Below are 16,669 nucleotides of genomic sequence, written 5' to 3' on the forward strand. Positions count from 1 at the left end.
GACCTTTCATCTGGGGTGTGCGGCGTAGAGCCACTCCCGGTAGGGCGGTATCAGGGCTTCCGAGGCGGCGATGATCTCCGCGGCGGCGGCCGCGATCACCTGTGCGTCCGGCTGCTCGGCCGGCTCGTACGCGTGCCGGACGATGTGCGCGAGCACCCTGGCCTTGGCCTCGGGGTCCGGCTCGTCGGGCACCGTGATCACGGTGCCCAGGAGGTAGAAGCTCGCCTGCGTCGCGGTCAGGCCGTAGATCAGGTGCTCGACGTCGTCGCGGAGCAGGCCGTGACGGATCATCACCTCGTGGAAGCGCGCGGTGGCGAGCAGTTCGTGGCTGCGCGTCGCGCTGTCGGCCATCCTGCCCTGGAGGAGCGGCAGGTCGCCGGCGAGGAGCGCCCGCAGCATCGGCCGGCGGCAGCTCACCAGGAACAGCGTGCTGAGCATGCGGTGGGGCAGCACCACGGCCGGATCGCGGCGCAACTCCGCCAGCAGCGTCTCCACGTAGATGATGGCCTCGCGCACGAACAGGGCCTCGAAGAGCTGCTGTTTGGTACGCCAGTGCAGGTAGACGGTGCCCTTGCCGATGCCGGCCCGCTGGGCGATGTCGTCGATCGTCACCTTGCGAACGCCGAGGCGCACGGTCAGCTCGGCCGCCGCGTCGAGGATCCGGTCGGCGCGGTCGGCCGCCTCGCTCGGTCTTCCCAGCGCCATCGTGCGACCTCCATCTGACTTATTGACCAGCTTAGCAAAAGAAGTCAAAAAGTCACCCGGCCTCATGAAGAAGGCCGGTGAGGGGAGCCCTCACCGGCCTGCTTCAGTACGAGTACGACGCTACTTGGCGCGCTTGAAGATCTTGTTGCCCAGCCACACGATCGGGTCGTACTTGCGATCGGCCACGCGCTCCTTCATCGGGATGAGCGCGTTGTCAGTGATCTTGATGTGCTCGGGGCAGACCTCGGTGCAGCACTTGGTGATGTTGCAGTAGCCCAGCCCGTGCTCCTCCTGGGCTGATTCCTGCCGGTCCGCCACGTCGTACGGGTGCATGTCGAGCTCCGCGATGCGCATGAGGAAGCGCGGCCCGGCGAAGGCGGGCTTGTTCTCCTCGTGGTCGCGGATCACGTGGCAGATGTTGTTGCACATGAAGCATTCGATGCACTTGCGGAACTCCTGGGACCGCTCGACGTCGACCTGCTTCATCCGGTATTCGCCCGGCCGCACACCCTCCGGCGGGGTGAAGGACGGGATTTCGCGTGCTTTTTCGTAGTTGAACGAGACGTCGGTGACGAGGTCCTTGATGACGGGGAACGTACGCATCGGCGTGACGGTGATCGTCTCGTCCTCGGTGAAGGTGGACATCCGCGTCATGCAGCCCAGCCGGGGCTTGCCGTTGATCTCCATCGAGCACGAGCCGCACTTGCCGGCCTTGCAGTTCCAGCGGACCGCCAGGTCCGGCGCCTGCGTGGCCTGCAGGCGGTGGATGATGTCGAGGACGACCTCGCCCTCGTTCACCTCGACGGTGAAGTCCTCGAGCTTGCCCTCACCGCCCTCACCGCGCCATACCTTGAACTTTGCCTTGTAGCTCATGACTTTGCGATCCCGTCGAACTCGGTCATCTCTTCGTCGGTGAGGTATTTCGCCAGCTCGTCCCGGTCGAACAGCTTGATCAGGTGGTCGGCCATCGTAGGCTGCACCTTCTCCTCGACCGAGATGGACGAGCCGTCCTCCGTCGAGCAGACGAGCAGCTTGCGGCGCCACGCCGGGTTCATGCCGGGGAAGTCGTCGCGGGTGTGCCCGCCGCGGCTCTCCTCGCGCAGCAGCGCGGCCCGCGCCACGCACTCCGAGACGAGGACCATGTTGCGCAGGTCGATCGCGAGGTGCCAGCCGGGGTTGTAGATCCGCGAGCCGGCCGCGCCGACCAGCTGGACCCGCTCCTTGAGCTTCTCCACGGCCTCCAGGGCCTCGGAGACCTCTTCGGCCTTGCGGATGATGCCGACGAGTTCGTTCATCGTCCGCTGGAGCTCGTGGTGCACCTCGTAGGGGTTCTCGCCGGAGCGGCCCAGCGGGGCCAGGGCCTCGGCGTGCGCCTCCTCGACGAGTTCCTGGGACACCTGGGGCCTGGCGGGCAGGCCGTCGATGTACGCGGCGGCTCCGGCGCCCGCTCGGCGGCCGAAGACCAGCAGGTCGGACAGCGAGTTGCCGCCCAGCCGGTTGGAGCCGTGCATGCCGCCCGAGACCTCGCCCGCGGCGAAGAGTCCCGGCACGGCCGCCGCGCCGGTGTCGGCGTCGACCTCGACGCCGCCCATGATGTAGTGGCAGGTCGGGCCCACCTGCATGGGCTCGGCGGTGATGTCGACGTCGGCCAGCTCCTTGAACTGGTGGTGCATCGACGGCAGCCGCCGCTTGATCTCCTCGGCCGGGAGCCGGCTGGACACGTCGAGGAAGACGCCGCCCTGGGGAGAGCCGCGGCCCGCCTTCACCTCGGAGTTGATCGCCCGAGCCACCTCGTCACGCGGCAGCAGCTCCGGGGGACGGCGGTTGTTGGCCTGGTCGGTGTACCAGCGGTCGCCCTCCTCCTCGCTGGTGGCGTACTTGTCCTTGAACACCTCGGGGATGTAGTTGAACATGAAGCGCTCGCCGTTGGAGTTGCGCAGCACCCCGCCGTCGCCGCGGACCGACTCGGTGACGAGGATGCCGCGTACGGACGGCGGCCAGACCATCCCCGTGGGGTGGAACTGGATGAACTCCATGTTGATCAGCTTCGCGCCGGCCAGCAGGGCCAGGGCGTGGCCGTCACCGGTGTACTCCCAGGAGTTGGAGGTGACCACGTAGGACTTGCCGATGCCGCCGGTCGCGAGCACGACGGCGGGCGCATCAAAGACCACGAAATTTCCGGACTCGCGCCAGTAGCCGAAGCCACCCGAGATGCGGTCGCCGTCCTTGAGCAGGCGGGTGACCGTACATTCGGCGAAGACCTTGATGTAGGCCTCGTGATCGCCGTGCGTCTCGAAGTCCTCCTGCTGCAGCGCGACGACGCGCTGCTGCAGCGTGCGGATCAGCTCCAGTCCGGTGCGGTCGCCGACGTGGGCCAGCCGGGGGTACTCGTGTCCGCCGAAGTTACGCTGGCTGATCTTGCCGTCCTTGGTGCGGTCGAACAGCGCGCCCCAGGCCTCCAGCTCCCAGACCCGGTCGGGGGCCTCCTTGGCGTGGAGTTCGGCCATCCGCCAGTTGTTCAGGAACTTGCCGCCCCGCATGGTGTCACGGAAGTGCACCATCCAGTTGTCGTCTGAGTTGACGTTGCCCATCGCGGCGGCCGCGCCGCCCTCGGCCATGACCGTGTGGGCCTTGCCGAACAGCGACTTGCAGACGATCGCCGTCCGCTTGCCCTGCTGGCGGGCCTCGATGGCGGCCCGCAGCCCGGCGCCGCCCGCGCCGATGACGACGACGTCGTATTCGTGACGCTCGATTTCCACAGAAAGATCCTTAAGCGAACGGGAAGGCGATGATGCCCTTGGCGACCAGGCGGACATAGAGGTCGGCGCCCATGACGGAGAACATCGAGGCCCACGCGAGTGGCTGGTGCTTGGCGTTGAGCTTGGAGACGAACGTCCAGGCCCGGTAGCGAAGCGGGTGCCGGGAGAAGTGGTTGAGCCGGCCCGCGGTGATGTGCCGGCACGAGTGGCACGACAGCGTGTAGGCGACGATCAGGACGGCGTTGGCGATCAGGATCCACGAGCCCAGGCCCAGCGGCTTGTGGACGACCGCCAGGATCGCGTCGTAGCTCAGGATCGCGCCGATGACGATGGCCGCGTAGAAGAAGTACCGGTGGATGTTCTGCATGATCAGCGGGAAGCGCGTCTCACCGCTGTACTTGCCGTGCGGCTCCTGAACGGCGCACGCGGGCGGCGACAGCCAGAAGGACCGGTAGTAGGACTTGCGGTAGTAGTAGCAGGTCAGCCGGAACCCGCCGGGCAGGCCGAGGATCAGCAGACCGGGCGGCAGCGTGTACCAGTCACCGATCGGCGCCCAGCCGAACAGCCGCGCGCCCTCGGCACACGAGGTCGTCAGACACGGCGACGAGAACGGGGCGATGTACGGATCGATGTAGTAGCTGCTGTCAATGATCGCCCATACGCCGTAGACGAGGAAGGCACTGAGTGCCAGGAACGTCAGCAGCGGGGCCAGCCACCATCTGTCGGTGCGCAGCGTACGCACCTTTATCTGCGCACGCTGCCTTCTGACAGGAGCATCGGGCGTCGTTTGGGTCATCGCGGACCTCTCCACCTCCCGCGGACCCTGCTCGCAGGGAATCCGGGTCGTTCGCTTGGCGCGTGCACGGCGGGGCGTGGCCTCCGCTCGCAGAGCGCTTTGGTGGGGGATACGTTACGACGACCGCCTCGGGATTTGTGAGGAGGGTCACTCACTTTTTCGATGACTCGCTGTGATTCCTGTCACGTACCCCTGTCACGTGGGCTGCCCTTTGCTCGGCAGCTTAACCACAGTCACGAAAAAATCATCTATTTGGCGGACAACTCGGATAAATTGCTCAAAATCTACCGGCTTGGAGACGTACGCATTCGCGTGCAGCCGATAGCTGTGCAGGATGTCCTCTTCCGCCTCCGAGGTCGTCAGGATCACCACGGGGATCGTGCGCAGCTCGGCGTCGGCCTTCACCTCGGTGAGCACTTCCAAGCCGCCCATCCGGGGCAGGTTCAGGTCGAGCAGGATGAGGTCGGGCGTCGGCGCGTTCTGGTAGCCCTCCTCCCGGCGGAGGAACGCCATCGCCTGCTCGCCGTCGTTGACCACGTGCAGGCGGTTGCGGACCTTGTTGAAGTCGAACGCCTCTTTGGTGAGGAGCACGTCACCCTGGTCGTCCTCGACCAGGAGCACCTCGATCGGCCGCCAGTCAGTCGTCATTTTCATCTCCAGCCGCGGGCAGGGTCCAGCGGAACGTCGCGCCCTTGCCCGCAGCCTTGTCTTCGCCATCCAGCCAGAGCTGGCCGCCGTGATACTCGACGATCTTGCGGCAGAGCGCGAGCCCGATGCCGGTCCCTGGATAGACGTCCCGTGGATGCAGGCGCTGGAAGATCAGGAAGATGCGGTCGGCGTACTTGACCTCCACCCCGATCCCGTTGTCCGAGCAGCTGAACTCCCACATCCGCCCGGCCCGCTTGACGCCGATGTGCACCCGCGGCGGCAGGTCGGAGCGGAACTTGACGGCGTTCTCGATCAGGTTCTGGAAGAGCTGGGTGAGCTGGCCACGGTTGCCGACGACCTTGGGCAGGGCGTCGCGGGTGACGACCGTCCCGGTGTCCTCGATCGCGGCCGACAGGTTGTCCAGGGCCGTGGTGAGCGCCGCGTCCGTGTCGGTGACCACCCGCTCGCCGGTGACCCGGCCCACCCTGGAGAAGTCGAGCAGGTCGTTGATGAGCAGTTGCATACGCTTGGCGCCGTCGACCGCGTAGCGGATGTACTCCTTGGCCCGGTCGTCGAGCCGGTCGCCGTACCTCTGCTCCAGCATCTGCGTGAAGCTGGCCACCTTGCGCAGCGGCTCCTGCAGGTCGTGACTGGCGACGTAGGCGAACTGCTCCAGCTCCCCGTTGGACCTGCGCAACTCGTCGGACTGCTCCTCGGCCCGCCGCCAGGCCGACACGATGCGCGCGCGCATGGAGTCGATGTGGCTCGACAGCTCGGCCAGCTCCGCCGGCCGCGCCACGCTCAGCCGGTGGTCGAAGTCGCCCGCCGCGACCTTGCGCACCTGGTCGGTCAGCTGGGCGATGGGCTTCAGTACGGCGTAGCGGACGATGAACACCAGCCCGATCCCCACCACGGCCATCACGGCCAGCAGCACGATCAGCGCCACGTTCAGCCGGTCGAGCTGGACCGCGACGTCGGGCCGCGGACCCCGCTCCTGTATGTCGGCGACCAGCTTCATGATCAGCGTGGCCCCCAGCACGAACACCACGGCGCTCACCACGCCGACGGCGAGGAACCAGCGGCCTACCGGCAGTCTGCCGACGCCCGTCGCCGGCTTCGGCGGGGGCAGCGGATGGATGCTCACTGAGACCTCCTGCTGACGCGCACCACGGCGAGGTCGTCGCTGAGCGTGCCCACGTGCCTGATGAGCCGGTCGAGATCGATCGAGCCGTGCTCGCGGACCAGGTCGACCAGGCCGTCCACGCCGAGCAGCTCCTTTTGCTCGCCCACCGCGGCCTCGATCAGGCCGTCGGTGTAGAGCATCATGGACCATTCCTCGCCCAGTGGCACGTCGAGGACGGTCCATTCGGCGTCGGAGAAGATACCGAGCGGCGGTCCGGAGGGCGCGCCGGGGACCACGCCGACGACTCCGTCACGGACGAGGACGGGCGGCGGGTGTCCGACCACCCGCATCCTGGCGTTGCGCAGGTCGGGCGTGATGGTCGCCATGCACAGGGTGGTGAAGATCTCCGGGGCCTGGCGCTCGGCACAAAGGACGGCGTCGAGTGTACGCAGCAGCCGCTCGCCCGTCTGCCCGGCGAGCACCAGGGTGCGCCAGGCGATCCGCAGCGCCACACCGAGCGCGGCCTCGTCGGGCCCGTGCCCGCAGACGTCGCCGACCACGACGTGCACCGCGCCGTCGGGCGTCTGCACCGTGTCGAAGAAGTCGCCGGCCAGCAGCGACCCCTGGGTGCCCGGCAGGTAGCGGGTGGTGTGCTCCAGCGCGTCGGTGCGCAGCAGGGCGACGGGCAGCAGGCCGCTCTCCAGCCGGGCGTTCTCCTTGGCCGTCAGCTCGGCCGCGACCAGCCTGAGCTGCGCCAGATCGGCCCGCTTGCGCTCCATCGCGTAGCGGATGGCCCTGGCCAGCAGCCGCGCGTCGACGTCCTGCTTGACGAGGTAGTCCTGCGCTCCGGCCTGGACCGCGGCGACCCCCACGTGAGCGTCGCGCAGCCCGGTGAGCACTAGTACGGCCGCGTGCGGCGCCGCCCCCAGCACCTGCTCCAGCGCCTCCAGACCGGTGGCGTCGGGGAGCGTGAGGTCGACGAGTACGCACTGGATCCGGGCGTCGAGCTTGGCCTTGCCCTCGGCCAGGCTGCGTACCCAGGTGATGTGCGGCGGTGCCTCGGCCTGCTTCAGGAGCTCCTCGACGAGGAACGCGTCACCGGCGTCGTCCTCGATGAGGAGCAGCGTCAGCGTTTCGTTGAGAGTTGCCGTCACACGCGCCTCTTCATAGAAGTCGGGCTGTTGGGGATTATTCTGCGATGAGCTCTACCCCTTGCGGAAGCGTGCGCTCATGACCCGCTTCGACGACGAAGGAGAGCAGGGTCGTACGGAAGGCCTGCGCCGCCCTCGTCGGCTCCACATCCTTGCGGTGGGCCAGTGCGATGGTGCGGCTCAGCCCCGGTGGCGCCAGAGGAGTGCCGGTCAGCCCCGGCCGTCCGTCGAGCACCATGGACGGCACCACGGCCAGCCCCAGCCCCGCCTCCACGAACCGCAGGACGGCGTCCATCTCGCCGCCCTCCACCGCGAACCTGGGCTCGAACCCGGCCTGGCGGCAGGCCGCCAGCGTCGCCTCGCGCAGGTCGTAGCCGCGCCTGAACATCACCATCCCCCTGCCGCGCAGATCCTCCATACGCAGGTACGGCTTGCGTTCGGGCTTGTGCGAGGGCGTCACCACGACCAGGTTCTCGCGCAGGATCTCCTCGGTCACCAGGGACGGGTCGTCGCCCTGCAGCGGCGTGATGATGAGGGACAGGTCGAGCTGCCCGCGGGCCAGCGCCCTGACCAGGTCGCGTGAGCCGTCCTCCTCGACCAGCAGCTCGATGCCCGGATAGGCGAGGTGGAAGCGGGCCAGGGCGTCGGCCAGCAGTCCGGCGCACAGTGACGGCGTGGCGCCGAGCCGGACCCGGCCCCTGCGCAGTCCGGCGAGCTCGGCCACCTCCTGCCTGGCGGTGCCGGCGTCGGCCAGCATGCGGCGGGCGAGCGGCAGCAGCGCCTCTCCCGCCGGGGTCAGCGTGACGTTGCCGCGCGCCCTGGAGAACAGCGGGGCGCCGAGGTCGCTCTCCAATGCCTTGATCTGCTTGCTGAGTGACGGCTGGGCGACCCGCATCCGTTCGGCGGCCTGGGTGAAGTGCCTTGTCTCCGCGACGGCGACGAAGTAGGCGAGCTGTTGCAGCTGCATGTGATTTTCCTCGCACCGGCTCGTGGGATTTCCTTACGCCGGCCGTACAAACCAAGCATCATAGCCGAAGGCTATGGAAACCAGACCCGTCATGACTTGGACGGATCATGGCTGGATATCTAGCGTCGGAAGACGTGACAGCCACGATTGAGCGAGGCGCCGCTACCGCGCCAGTCTTGAAGCCCACGCCGAAAAAGCCGACCCCCAGCGGAAAGCGCGGCGGATTCCTGCGCTCGTCCAACGGCAAGAAGGCCATCATGGCCGTCACGGGCGCCGCGATGGTGCTCTTCTTGATCCTCCACATGCTGGGCAACCTCAAGATCTTCCTCGGCAAGGACTCCTTCAACGAGTACGCCGAGGCGCTCCGCACACTGCTGGAGCCGCTCGCGCCGTACCGGACGGTGCTGACGATCCTGGAGGCCGGCCTCGTCGTCGCGGTGGTCCTGCACATGTGGGCCGCGATCTCGCTGGCGCGGCGGGCCCACCACGCCCGGCCGGTGAAGTACGTGGCCAAGAAGTCGCAGGCCAAGGGCTACACCACGCACATCATGCGGTGGGGCGGCGTCACGATCCTGCTCTTCCTGGTCTGGCACCTGCTCGACCTGAGCTTCGGCGTGGTGAACCCCAAGGGGTACGACTCCGCGCCGGCCGACCGGATGATCGCCGGGTTCGACCTGTCGCGCTGGTGGGTCACGCTCTTCTACGTCGTGGCCGTCGTCATGGTCGGCCTGCACCTGCGGCACGGCATCTGGAGCATGTTCCAGACCCTTGGCTGGGCCACCCGTTTCAAGGCCCTTCGCCCGGTCGCGGCGCTGGTGTCCGCGGTCCTGGTCATCGGCTTCCTCGCGCCGCCGCTCGCCGTCACGTTCGGAGTGATCAAGTGAAGTACACCGAAGGCCCGGAGATCAAGGACGCCAAGGCGCCCGCCGGCCCTATCGAGGAGCGGTGGGAGAAGCGGAAGTTCGCCGCCAAGCTCGTCAACCCGGCCAACAAGCGCAAGCTCAACGTGATCGTGGTCGGCACCGGCCTGGCGGGCGGCTCCGCCGCCGCGACGCTGGGGGAGCTGGGCTACAACGTCAAGTCGTTCTGCTACCAGGACACGCCGCGCCGCGCGCACTCCATCGCCGCGCAGGGCGGGATCAACGCCGCGAAGAACTACCGCGGCGACGGTGACTCGATTTATCGCCTTTTCTACGACACGGTAAAGGGCGGTGACTTCCGGGCCCGCGAGTCGAACGTCTACCGCCTCGCCCAGGTCTCCGTGAACATCATCGACCAGGCGGTCGCCCAGGGCGTCCCGTTCGCCCGTGAGTACGGCGGGCTGCTGGACACCCGCTCGTTCGGCGGCGCGCAGGTGTCGCGTACGTTCTACGCGCGCGGCCAGACGGGCCAGCAGCTGCTGCTCGGCGCCTACCAGGCCCTGGAGCGGCAGATCGCGGCCGGGACGGTGGAGATGTTCACCCGGCACGAGATGCTCGACGTGATCGTCGACGACGGCCGGGCGCGCGGGATCATCGTCCGCGACATGGTCACCGGGGAGATCGAGCGGCACGTGGCCGATGCCGTCGTGCTGGCCTCCGGCGGCTACGGGAACGTGTTCTTCCTGTCCACGAACGCCAAGGGCTGCAACACCACGGCGATCTGGCGGGCACACGAGCGCGGCGCGTACTTCGCCAACCCCTGCTACACGCAGATCCACCCGACCTGCATCCCGGTGTCGGGCGAGTACCAGTCGAAGCTGACGCTGATGTCGGAGTCGCTGCGCAACGACGGCCGCGTGTGGGTGCCGCTCGTGGGCGGCGACTCCCGGGCGCCCGGCGACATTCCTGAGGACGAACGCGATTACTACCTGGAGCGGATTTATCCGGCTTTCGGGAACCTCGTCCCCCGGGACATCGCCTCCCGCGCCGCCAAGAACGTCTGCGACGAGGGTCGCGGCGTCGGACCCGGGGGGCTCGGGGTCTACCTGGACTTCGCCGACGCGATCAACCGTCTCGGCCGGGACGCCGTGGAGAAGAAGTACGGCAACCTCTTCGAGATGTACGAGCGCATCACGGGCGAGAACCCCTACGAGGCGCCGATGCGCATCTACCCGGCCGTCCACTACACCATGGGCGGCCTGTGGGTGGACTACGACCTGCAGTCCACGATCCCCGGCCTGTTCGTGATCGGCGAGGCCAACTTCTCCGACCACGGCGCCAACCGCCTCGGCGCCTCGGCGCTGATGCAGGGCCTGGCCGACGGCTACTTCGTGCTGCCCACCACGCTCGGCGACTATCTGGCGGCCGGGCCGTTCGGTGAGGTCTCCGAGGATGCCGTGGCCGAGGCCGAGATCAAGGTACGTACCAAGATCGACAGGCTGCTCGCGGTGAACGGCACGCGTACCCCCGACTCCTTCCACCGCGAGCTCGGCAAGCTCATGTGGGACTACTGCGGCATGGAGCGCACCGAGGAGTCGCTGCGCAAGGCGCTGGAGCGCATCCCGGAGCTGCGCGAGGAGTTCTGGCGGGACGTCAAGGTCTCGGGCACCGCCGAGGAGCTGAACCAGGTCCTGGAGAAGGCCGGGCGGGTCGCGGACTTCTTCGACCTGGCCGAGCTCATGTGCCTGGACGCGCTGGTCCGCACCGAGTCGTGCGGCGGCCACTTCCGCGCCGAGTCGCAGGACGCCGACGGCGAGGCCCTGCGGGACGACGAGCACTTCGCACACGTGTCGGCCTGGGAGTACTCCGGGGACGGACCGGTGCTGCACAAGGAAACGCTCGAGTACGAGTACGTCAAGATGACCCAGCGGAGCTACAAGTGAACTTGACTTTGAAGGTCTGGCGCCAGAGCGGCCCGTCAGCTCCCGGCAAGATGACGACTTATCGGGTCGAAGACGTCTCCCCGGACATGTCCTTCCTGGAGATGCTCGACGTACTCAACGAGCGCCTCATCCTCTCGGGCGACGACCCGGTGGCCTTCGACCACGACTGCCGCGAGGGCATCTGCGGCATGTGCGGCATGGTCATCAACGGCGTCGCGCACGGCGAGCAGCGTGCCACCACCACCTGCCAGCTCCACATGCGCCACTTCGAGGACGGCGCCACCATCACCATCGAGCCGTGGCGCGCGGCGCCGTTCCCGGTGGTGAAGGACCTGGTGGTGGACCGGTCGGCGTTCGACCGCATCATCCAGGCGGGCGGCTTCGTCTCGGTCCCGGCGGGCTCGGCGCCCGACGCCCACAGCATCCCGGTACGCAAGGAGGACGCCGACTCGGCCTTCGACGCCGCCACCTGCATCGGGTGCGGGGCCTGCGTGGCGGCCTGCCCGAACGGCTCGGCCTCGCTCTTCACGGCCGCCAAGATCACCCACCTCTCGCTGCTTCCCCAGGGCCAGCCGGAGCGGCTGACGCGGGCCAAGGCGATGGTGGACCAGATGGACGCGGAGGGGTTCGGGGGGTGCACGAACACGGGTGAGTGCACCGCCGTGTGTCCCAAGGGGATCCCGCTGGACACCATCGCGCAGATGAACAGCGACTACCTGAAGGCGAACGCCAAGTAGGGGGCTGCGGGCCGTACTACTTGTTTTTTGTACGGCCCGCCCGTGCCGGCTGGCGGGGCTGCCAGGCGTTGACGCCGTCAAGGTGCGTCGGCCACCACCATGAACAGCGGGCAACTGACCAGGAAGGGCCCGGAGCCGAGGTCGGCGGAGTCCTCCAGGTAGCCCGCCTGCACAGCCCTGGAGAGGGTGCGGCGCAGGCCGAAGAGCTGCTCGGCCGTCTCCAGGTCCCGGATCACCGGGCTGAACACCGTCACCGTCCGTACGGTCAGTCCGGCCTGGTCGGCCAGGCGGGCGAGGCTCCGTCCGATGGCCGGGTTCCTGATCACCTCTGTGGTGATGTATCGGACGAGGCCCGGGCCGGCCGGTGAGTCGATCAGCAGGCCGTGCCAGTCGGGTTCGGCCATGGCGATGGTGGCGCCCGGCCGGGCCACGCGGTGGAACTCCGCCAGCACCCGCCCCGGGTCCGGCACGTGCTGCAGCACCCGGTCCGTACGCGCCCGGTCGACGGTGCCGTCGTCGAGTGGCATCGCGTGGGCGTCGCCGACGCGGATCTCCACGTTGGTACGGTCGGCCAGCCGTAGCCGGGCCTGGTCCGCCATGGCCGGGTCGTGGTCGAGGCCGATCACCGTACCCTCAGAGGTCACGCCGTCGGAGAGGCCGGCCAGGTCGGTGCCGGGGCCGCAGCCTATGTCGAGGACGGTCTGGCCGGGCCGCAGGTCCATCATGGCCAGCAGGTCCCGCTTGTACGCGCGGCCGGGGGCGCTGGCGGCGAGTTGGTCCAGGTACGCGATGGTCGTCATGACCATGAGCCAAGCAGGTCGGTGTGCGGTTTCCGGGGAGAGCGTGTAAAGATCCGGTGCACGGGCATCTTCAGGTCATGGGCGTAGCGGCTATCCCCAGGTCATAGGCGTTGGCCGATGGTGAGGCCGACCGACCAGTGGCGGACGAGTTGTCCGTCCGGGCGTGTGGCGAGGAGGCGGCGTATCTCACGGTAGAGGCGTTCACGTTTGGCCGGGTCCATGGCGATGTGGCCGGAGAACGTGTCGAGCAGAGCGATGTATTCGTCTACCGTGTAGCGCAATCCCCACACGTAGAGTCTCGTTCCGACCACTGTGAAGTGTCCGGAGGCATCGAACTCGGTGGCGATGGGGTCGGGCTGGTTCTCAGGCGGTGGCGGCGGCCACGGGCTGCCATCACCTTCGCCGATTTCGTCGTATACCTTCTGGATTTCGGTGAAGAACGGGTCGAAATCTGCCGGGAACGCGTGGTCGGCGTTCCACACGGCCAGATGGCCGCCTGGGGCGAGCAGTTCGGCTGCTTTCGCGTACTTGACCTTCGGGTCCACCCATTTCCATGCTGTGGCCGCGTACGCGAGATCGAAGCTGGCCCCTGTCGGCGGCTCCCAGTCTTCGAAAGACGACGCGATCACGGAAACGTCGGCGAATTCGGCGAGGCGGCGCCGTGCCTCCGCCGCCAGGGCATCGCCGAGTTCGACCGCGGTGATCCGGAAGCCCATCCGTGCCAATGGCAGCGTGGCTTTCCCCGGACCGCATCCGACTTCGAGCAGGTGCGCGGGTGGCGTGATCGACGTGATCGCCAGCAGGTCGGAATACAGCTCGGCCGGGTAGTCGGGGCGGGCGTCCTGATAGGAGTGAGCGGCGCTGTCGAAGGTGGCTCTCATCAGCCGAAGATCGCGGGACATTCTCCGATGCTGACAGTGCGGCGACGATGCTGTCATCGAGGCACCCAGCTCTGATCGAACGCCGCGTTGCTACGAGGTGACGGCGGTACGCCCGACTTAATGGGAGGCGTTGCGACCGCGTTCCTGCTTACCCTCGGGCGTCATGGACTACCTGACGACCAACCGGGCCAACTGGAACGCACGGGTCCCGATCCATGTCGACAGCGACTTCTACGATGTCGAAGGTTTCAAGGCCAACGGCCGGAGCGTCCTGAGGCCGTTCGAGGTCGCGGAGGTCGGCGACGTGTCCGGCCGCCGCTTGGCGCACCTGCAGTGCCACCTCGGCCTGGACACGCTCTCCTGGGCCAGGCTCGGCGCCGAGGTGACCGGGCTCGACTTCTCCGACGCCGCCATCGAGCAGGCCAGGGCCATCGCCGCCGACTGCGGCCTGCCAGCGAGGTTCGTCACCGCCGACGTGTACGACGCGGTCGAGGCGCTCGGCGAGACCTACGACATCGTCTACACCGGCCTCGGCGCCCTGGTGTGGCTGCCCGAGCTCACCCGCTGGGCGGAGACGGTCGCCGCGCTGCTGGAACCGGGCGGATTCCTCTATCTCGCGGAATTCCACCCCTTTCCCCAAGTCCTTGATGAGGAGACCGGCACGACGATCGCCTACGACTACTTCGACCGGGGTCCGCACATCTGGGAGGAACCGTACACGTACACCGGCGGGCGGCTGATCGAGTCCCACACCTCCGTGCAGTTCCAGCACAGCATCGGCGACGTAGTCAGCGCTGTGGCGGCGGCGGGCCTGCGGGTGGAGTTCCTGCACGAGTACGACCACACCCTCTTCCGCCGCTTCGCCACGATGTCCGGCGACCACACTGGCTACCGCCTGCCGGAGGGCGCGCCCAGGGTCCCGCTCATGTACTCCTTGCGAGCCTCAGCCGGTGGTGCACCTCCTCCGGCGGCGGGTCCGGCCGCCCCAACGATGTGACCCGGAATCGCTCGCAGAACCGTCGCGCCCGCGGGTCGTCGGCCGACACCGCAGCCCCACCTCGGCGCATCCCGACGCCAGATGATCGAGACCTCCTTCGGCCGCCGCGGCAACATCGTCCTTCGGCCGCCGCGGCAACACCGTCGCGATGCCGTAGGAGCGTCCTCAATGCTCCCGTCGGCGGAGGTAATCCGAACACGGCACGGTCATTCGCAGGATGGGTCTGGACGTCGCAAGGTTCGCGCGGTGATTGTCAGACTCGTTCAGTACCATCCGCGGGATGGAGATACCTTTTGTCCGACTTGAGCCCTGGTCGCAGGGTGACCTTGGGTTGCTGCGCCGCCTCAACGCTCCTGAGATGACCGAGCACCTGGGCGGTCCCGAGACCGAGGAAGAGGTGGTCGGGCGGCACGAGCGCTATCTCAAGCTGAATGATCCGGGCTTGGGCGCCATGTTCAGCGTGGTCGTCGAGCCTGAGCTGGAGACGGTCGGCTCGATCGGTTTCTGGGAGCGCGAATGGCAGGGTGAGACCGTTTATGAGACGGGATGGGGGATTTTGCCGGAGTTTCAGGGGCGGGGCATCGCGACGGCGGCCGCCATTGCCATCGCGACCAAGGCTCGGGCGGAGGGCAGGCACCGGCACCTGCACGCCTACCCATCGGTGGAACATCCGGCGTCCAACGCGATCTGCCGCAAGGCCGGGTTCACCTTCGTCGGGGAGGTCGACTTCGAGTACCCGGTGGGTCATCCGATGCGCTGCAACGACTGGCGACTGCGACTGCTCTGATCGGTCGCCCGCCGCTCTGGTGCCCGCCTGCATCGGCATCAGGCTGCGCTGGCTCAGGAAGCGGTGATAACGACTGGCGACCGTGATCGCGCTGATCGGTCGCCCGCCGCTCTGATGTCCGCCCGTATCGGCGTCAGGCCGCGTCGGTCCAGGAGGCGGTGACGTCGAGGCGCTCGCGCCACAGTTTCTCGCCGTCGCCGCCCGGCTCCCACCGGCCGGTGAAGTCGAGCAGGGCACGGCAGCGCGCCACCATGGCCGCGTGACGGTCCGGCCAGGACGGCACCGGGCCGCCGTACGCGTCGAAGAAGGACGACAGGAGCGGTACGTGCTCCGCGTGGTGCATGCGTACGATCCACTCGCACCACGCGAGGTCCTCGATCGGCTCGCCCGGGTGCGCCCACTCCCAGTCGAGGATCGCCGCCGTCTCGAACGTGGCCGGGTCGAACAGCAGGTTCTGCGGCCCGTAGTCGCCGTGCACGATCCCCAGCTGGTGGATGCGGGCGAGCGTCTTCCCGCACCCGGCGAGGACCTCGGTCACGCGGCCCTCGTCGAGCAGGTCCTGGCCGTGCGCCCCGCGTACGTAGCGAGTGGTCACGCTCGTCGGGGTCACCCGGTGTACGGCGGGCACAGGCAGCCGCCCGCGCAGTCGGCGCAGGAACCTGCTCTCGGTCTTGAGGCGGATAGCCGCGTCAGGGCCTTCATAACACTTGACGACCCATGTGTCGTCGCCGACCGTGCTGTTGGTGTACCCGTGCTTCACAGGGATCGATTCTGGCGTACCGGGAAGATCCCCGGAATCACCTGAGCCAGCCTCGATACACGGTGTAAGACCGGGTCGGCGGTAGAATAGTAGGGAAACCGCAGGCACCGGGCGGCTGAACGGCAAAAGCACGACGATGTGTCAGCCCGATGCGAACATGCGTCCTGTAAAGCGCTTCGGCGTGTCCCCGCAGCGCGCTCCCTGCTACCTGCTTGGGGCCAGGCGCAAGGACAGTCCGGCGGCAGCCGTCCGCCCGGATGATCGGCGGGAGCCGTCCGCTGGATGATCGGGTGCCGGACCGTGCCTGCAGGGCCGCCGTGGCCGGAACCGGCCGACCAGGCGGGACCGCCGTGGCACGCCGACACGCCGCCTGCAGCAGGCGCGGGTTGAGCCGCCGGTGCGCAGCCGCTGCATCCGGCAGCCGGCGCGCGGCCGACGCTCGGCGCGGCGGGAGCGCCTCCGCCAGAACGCCTTGGCGGAACGCCTTCGCCGGGAGTGCCGTGGCCGGAACCCCGATCTGGCAGGGGTCGGCGATCCAGGTCGGTGCGGTTCGTCGCGGGCAGGTCGTACACGCAGCCGGCCGCCACGACAACGGACCGGTGGATCCGGTCGGTGAGCACCGCCAAGGTGCTCAGGTCGGAAACCGCTGCACTTGGTCGGTCGGCACCGGTGTGGTGTTCAGGTCGGAGATCAGCGGGTCTGGTCGGTGAGCGCCGCTATGGGTGGTGAGGTCGGAGACTGGTGGACCTGATCGG

Annotated in this window: 16 protein-coding genes; 5 read left to right on the forward strand and 11 right to left on the reverse strand. The window is 68.1% G+C overall.

The genetic code is table 11. The features are described 5' to 3' along the window. Positions 1-6: 6 nt before the first annotated feature. From AB0C30_RS16750 to AB0C30_RS16785, 8 genes are all read right to left on the reverse strand, one after another. Positions 7-705, reverse strand: coding sequence for a helix-turn-helix domain-containing protein (locus AB0C30_RS16750; RefSeq protein ID WP_357944140.1), 699 nt, complete (start codon positions 703-705; stop codon positions 7-9). A gap of 120 nt (positions 706-825) precedes the next feature. Then, the gene (locus AB0C30_RS16755) at positions 826-1,578 is read right to left on the reverse strand and encodes a succinate dehydrogenase/fumarate reductase iron-sulfur subunit (protein WP_225300743.1); all 753 of its coding nucleotides are present in this window, start codon (positions 1,576-1,578) and stop codon (positions 826-828) included. After that, complete coding sequence (locus tag AB0C30_RS16760; RefSeq protein ID WP_357944142.1) at positions 1,575-3,521, reverse strand: fumarate reductase/succinate dehydrogenase flavoprotein subunit; 1,947 nt, start codon at positions 3,519-3,521, stop codon at positions 1,575-1,577. The genes AB0C30_RS16755 and AB0C30_RS16760 overlap by 4 nt, the downstream gene beginning before the upstream one ends. After that, positions 3,475-4,260 carry a hypothetical protein gene (locus AB0C30_RS16765; RefSeq protein ID WP_357944144.1) on the reverse strand — a complete coding sequence of 262 codons (786 nt, stop codon included), beginning with the start codon at positions 4,258-4,260 and terminating at the stop codon, positions 3,475-3,477. The genes AB0C30_RS16760 and AB0C30_RS16765 overlap by 47 nt, the downstream gene beginning before the upstream one ends. A 195-nt stretch (positions 4,261-4,455) precedes the next feature. Then, positions 4,456-4,908: a response regulator gene (locus AB0C30_RS16770; protein ID WP_357944146.1), complete on the reverse strand. Its 453-nt coding sequence runs from the start codon at positions 4,906-4,908 to the stop codon at positions 4,456-4,458. Then, entirely contained in the window at positions 4,898-6,052 is a 1,155-nt protein-coding gene (locus AB0C30_RS16775) for an ATP-binding protein (RefSeq protein ID WP_357944148.1), read from the reverse strand. The genes AB0C30_RS16770 and AB0C30_RS16775 overlap by 11 nt, the downstream gene beginning before the upstream one ends. Then, entirely contained in the window at positions 6,049-7,185 is a 1,137-nt protein-coding gene (locus AB0C30_RS16780; RefSeq protein ID WP_357944150.1) for a fused response regulator/phosphatase, read from the reverse strand. Before AB0C30_RS16780 ends, AB0C30_RS16775 begins: the two co-directional genes overlap by 4 nt. A 34-nt stretch (positions 7,186-7,219) precedes the next feature. Beyond that, positions 7,220-8,149, reverse strand: a complete 930-nt coding sequence (locus AB0C30_RS16785) for a LysR substrate-binding domain-containing protein (RefSeq protein WP_357944152.1) — start codon at positions 8,147-8,149, stop codon at positions 7,220-7,222. 176 nt (positions 8,150-8,325) lie between these two features. Here AB0C30_RS16785 and AB0C30_RS16790 point away from each other — a divergent pair, with 176 nt between their 5' ends. Genes AB0C30_RS16790 through AB0C30_RS16800 form a run of 3 tightly spaced genes read left to right on the forward strand, consistent with a single transcriptional unit; the run spans position 8,326 to position 11,689 of the window. Continuing rightward, entirely contained in the window at positions 8,326-9,033 is a 708-nt protein-coding gene (locus AB0C30_RS16790) for a succinate dehydrogenase cytochrome b subunit (RefSeq protein WP_357944154.1), read from the forward strand. Next, positions 9,030-10,952 carry a fumarate reductase/succinate dehydrogenase flavoprotein subunit gene (locus tag AB0C30_RS16795; protein WP_357944156.1) on the forward strand — a complete coding sequence of 641 codons (1,923 nt, stop codon included), beginning with the start codon at positions 9,030-9,032 and terminating at the stop codon, positions 10,950-10,952. The genes AB0C30_RS16790 and AB0C30_RS16795 overlap by 4 nt, the downstream gene beginning before the upstream one ends. Further along, the gene (locus AB0C30_RS16800) at positions 10,949-11,689 is read left to right on the forward strand and encodes a succinate dehydrogenase/fumarate reductase iron-sulfur subunit (protein ID WP_357944158.1); all 741 of its coding nucleotides are present in this window, start codon (positions 10,949-10,951) and stop codon (positions 11,687-11,689) included. Before AB0C30_RS16795 ends, AB0C30_RS16800 begins: the two co-directional genes overlap by 4 nt. 77 nt (positions 11,690-11,766) lie before the next feature. Here the strand turns inward: AB0C30_RS16800 and AB0C30_RS16805 are convergent, their stop codons facing one another. Further along, positions 11,767-12,489: a methyltransferase domain-containing protein gene (locus AB0C30_RS16805; protein ID WP_357944160.1), complete on the reverse strand. Its 723-nt coding sequence runs from the start codon at positions 12,487-12,489 to the stop codon at positions 11,767-11,769. Positions 12,490-12,590: 101 nt separating this feature from the next. Next, complete coding sequence (locus tag AB0C30_RS16810; RefSeq protein ID WP_357944162.1) at positions 12,591-13,391, reverse strand: class I SAM-dependent methyltransferase; 801 nt, start codon at positions 13,389-13,391, stop codon at positions 12,591-12,593. Positions 13,392-13,533: 142 nt separating this feature from the next. Between AB0C30_RS16810 and AB0C30_RS16815 the strand changes: the two genes are divergently transcribed. Both AB0C30_RS16815 and AB0C30_RS16820 read left to right on the forward strand, forming a co-directional pair. Then, positions 13,534-14,367, forward strand: coding sequence for a class I SAM-dependent methyltransferase (locus AB0C30_RS16815; protein WP_357944165.1), 834 nt, complete (start codon positions 13,534-13,536; stop codon positions 14,365-14,367). Between the two features lie 280 nt (positions 14,368-14,647). Continuing rightward, positions 14,648-15,154: a GNAT family N-acetyltransferase gene (locus AB0C30_RS16820; RefSeq protein WP_357944168.1), complete on the forward strand. Its 507-nt coding sequence runs from the start codon at positions 14,648-14,650 to the stop codon at positions 15,152-15,154. A gap of 133 nt (positions 15,155-15,287) precedes the next feature. Here the strand turns inward: AB0C30_RS16820 and AB0C30_RS16825 are convergent, their stop codons facing one another. Next, complete coding sequence (locus AB0C30_RS16825) at positions 15,288-15,914, reverse strand: phosphotransferase (RefSeq protein ID WP_357944170.1); 627 nt, start codon at positions 15,912-15,914, stop codon at positions 15,288-15,290. Between the last annotated feature and the right edge of the window lie 755 nt (positions 15,915-16,669).

Origin of the sequence: Nonomuraea sp. NPDC048901 (genome assembly GCF_040649695.1) — a bacterium.
Taxonomy (GTDB): domain Bacteria; phylum Actinomycetota; class Actinomycetes; order Streptosporangiales; family Streptosporangiaceae; genus Nonomuraea.

Bases quoted from the DNA above. Each gene is read 5' to 3' on its own strand.
- AB0C30_RS16770 (WP_357944146.1), bottom strand. From the start codon at position 4,908: ATGACGACTGACTGGCGGCCGATCGAGGTGCTCCTGGTCGAGGACGAC.
- AB0C30_RS16805 (WP_357944160.1), bottom strand. From the start codon at position 12,489: ATGACGACCATCGCGTACCTGGACCAACTCGCCGCCAGCGCCCCCGGC.
- AB0C30_RS16765 (WP_357944144.1), bottom strand. From the start codon at position 4,260: ATGACCCAAACGACGCCCGATGCTCCTGTCAGAAGGCAGCGTGCGCAG.
- AB0C30_RS16785 (WP_357944152.1), bottom strand. From the start codon at position 8,149: ATGCAGCTGCAACAGCTCGCCTACTTCGTCGCCGTCGCGGAGACAAGG.
- AB0C30_RS16760 (WP_357944142.1), bottom strand. From the start codon at position 3,521: ATGTCCGCCTGGTCGCCAAGGGCATCATCGCCTTCCCGTTCGCTTAAG.
- AB0C30_RS16755 (WP_225300743.1), bottom strand. From the start codon at position 1,578: ATGAGCTACAAGGCAAAGTTCAAGGTATGGCGCGGTGAGGGCGGTGAG.
- AB0C30_RS16810 (WP_357944162.1), bottom strand. From the start codon at position 13,391: ATGTCCCGCGATCTTCGGCTGATGAGAGCCACCTTCGACAGCGCCGCT.
- AB0C30_RS16815 (WP_357944165.1), top strand. From the start codon at position 13,534: ATGGACTACCTGACGACCAACCGGGCCAACTGGAACGCACGGGTCCCG.
- AB0C30_RS16750 (WP_357944140.1), bottom strand. From the start codon at position 705: ATGGCGCTGGGAAGACCGAGCGAGGCGGCCGACCGCGCCGACCGGATC.
- AB0C30_RS16820 (WP_357944168.1), top strand. From the start codon at position 14,648: ATGGAGATACCTTTTGTCCGACTTGAGCCCTGGTCGCAGGGTGACCTT.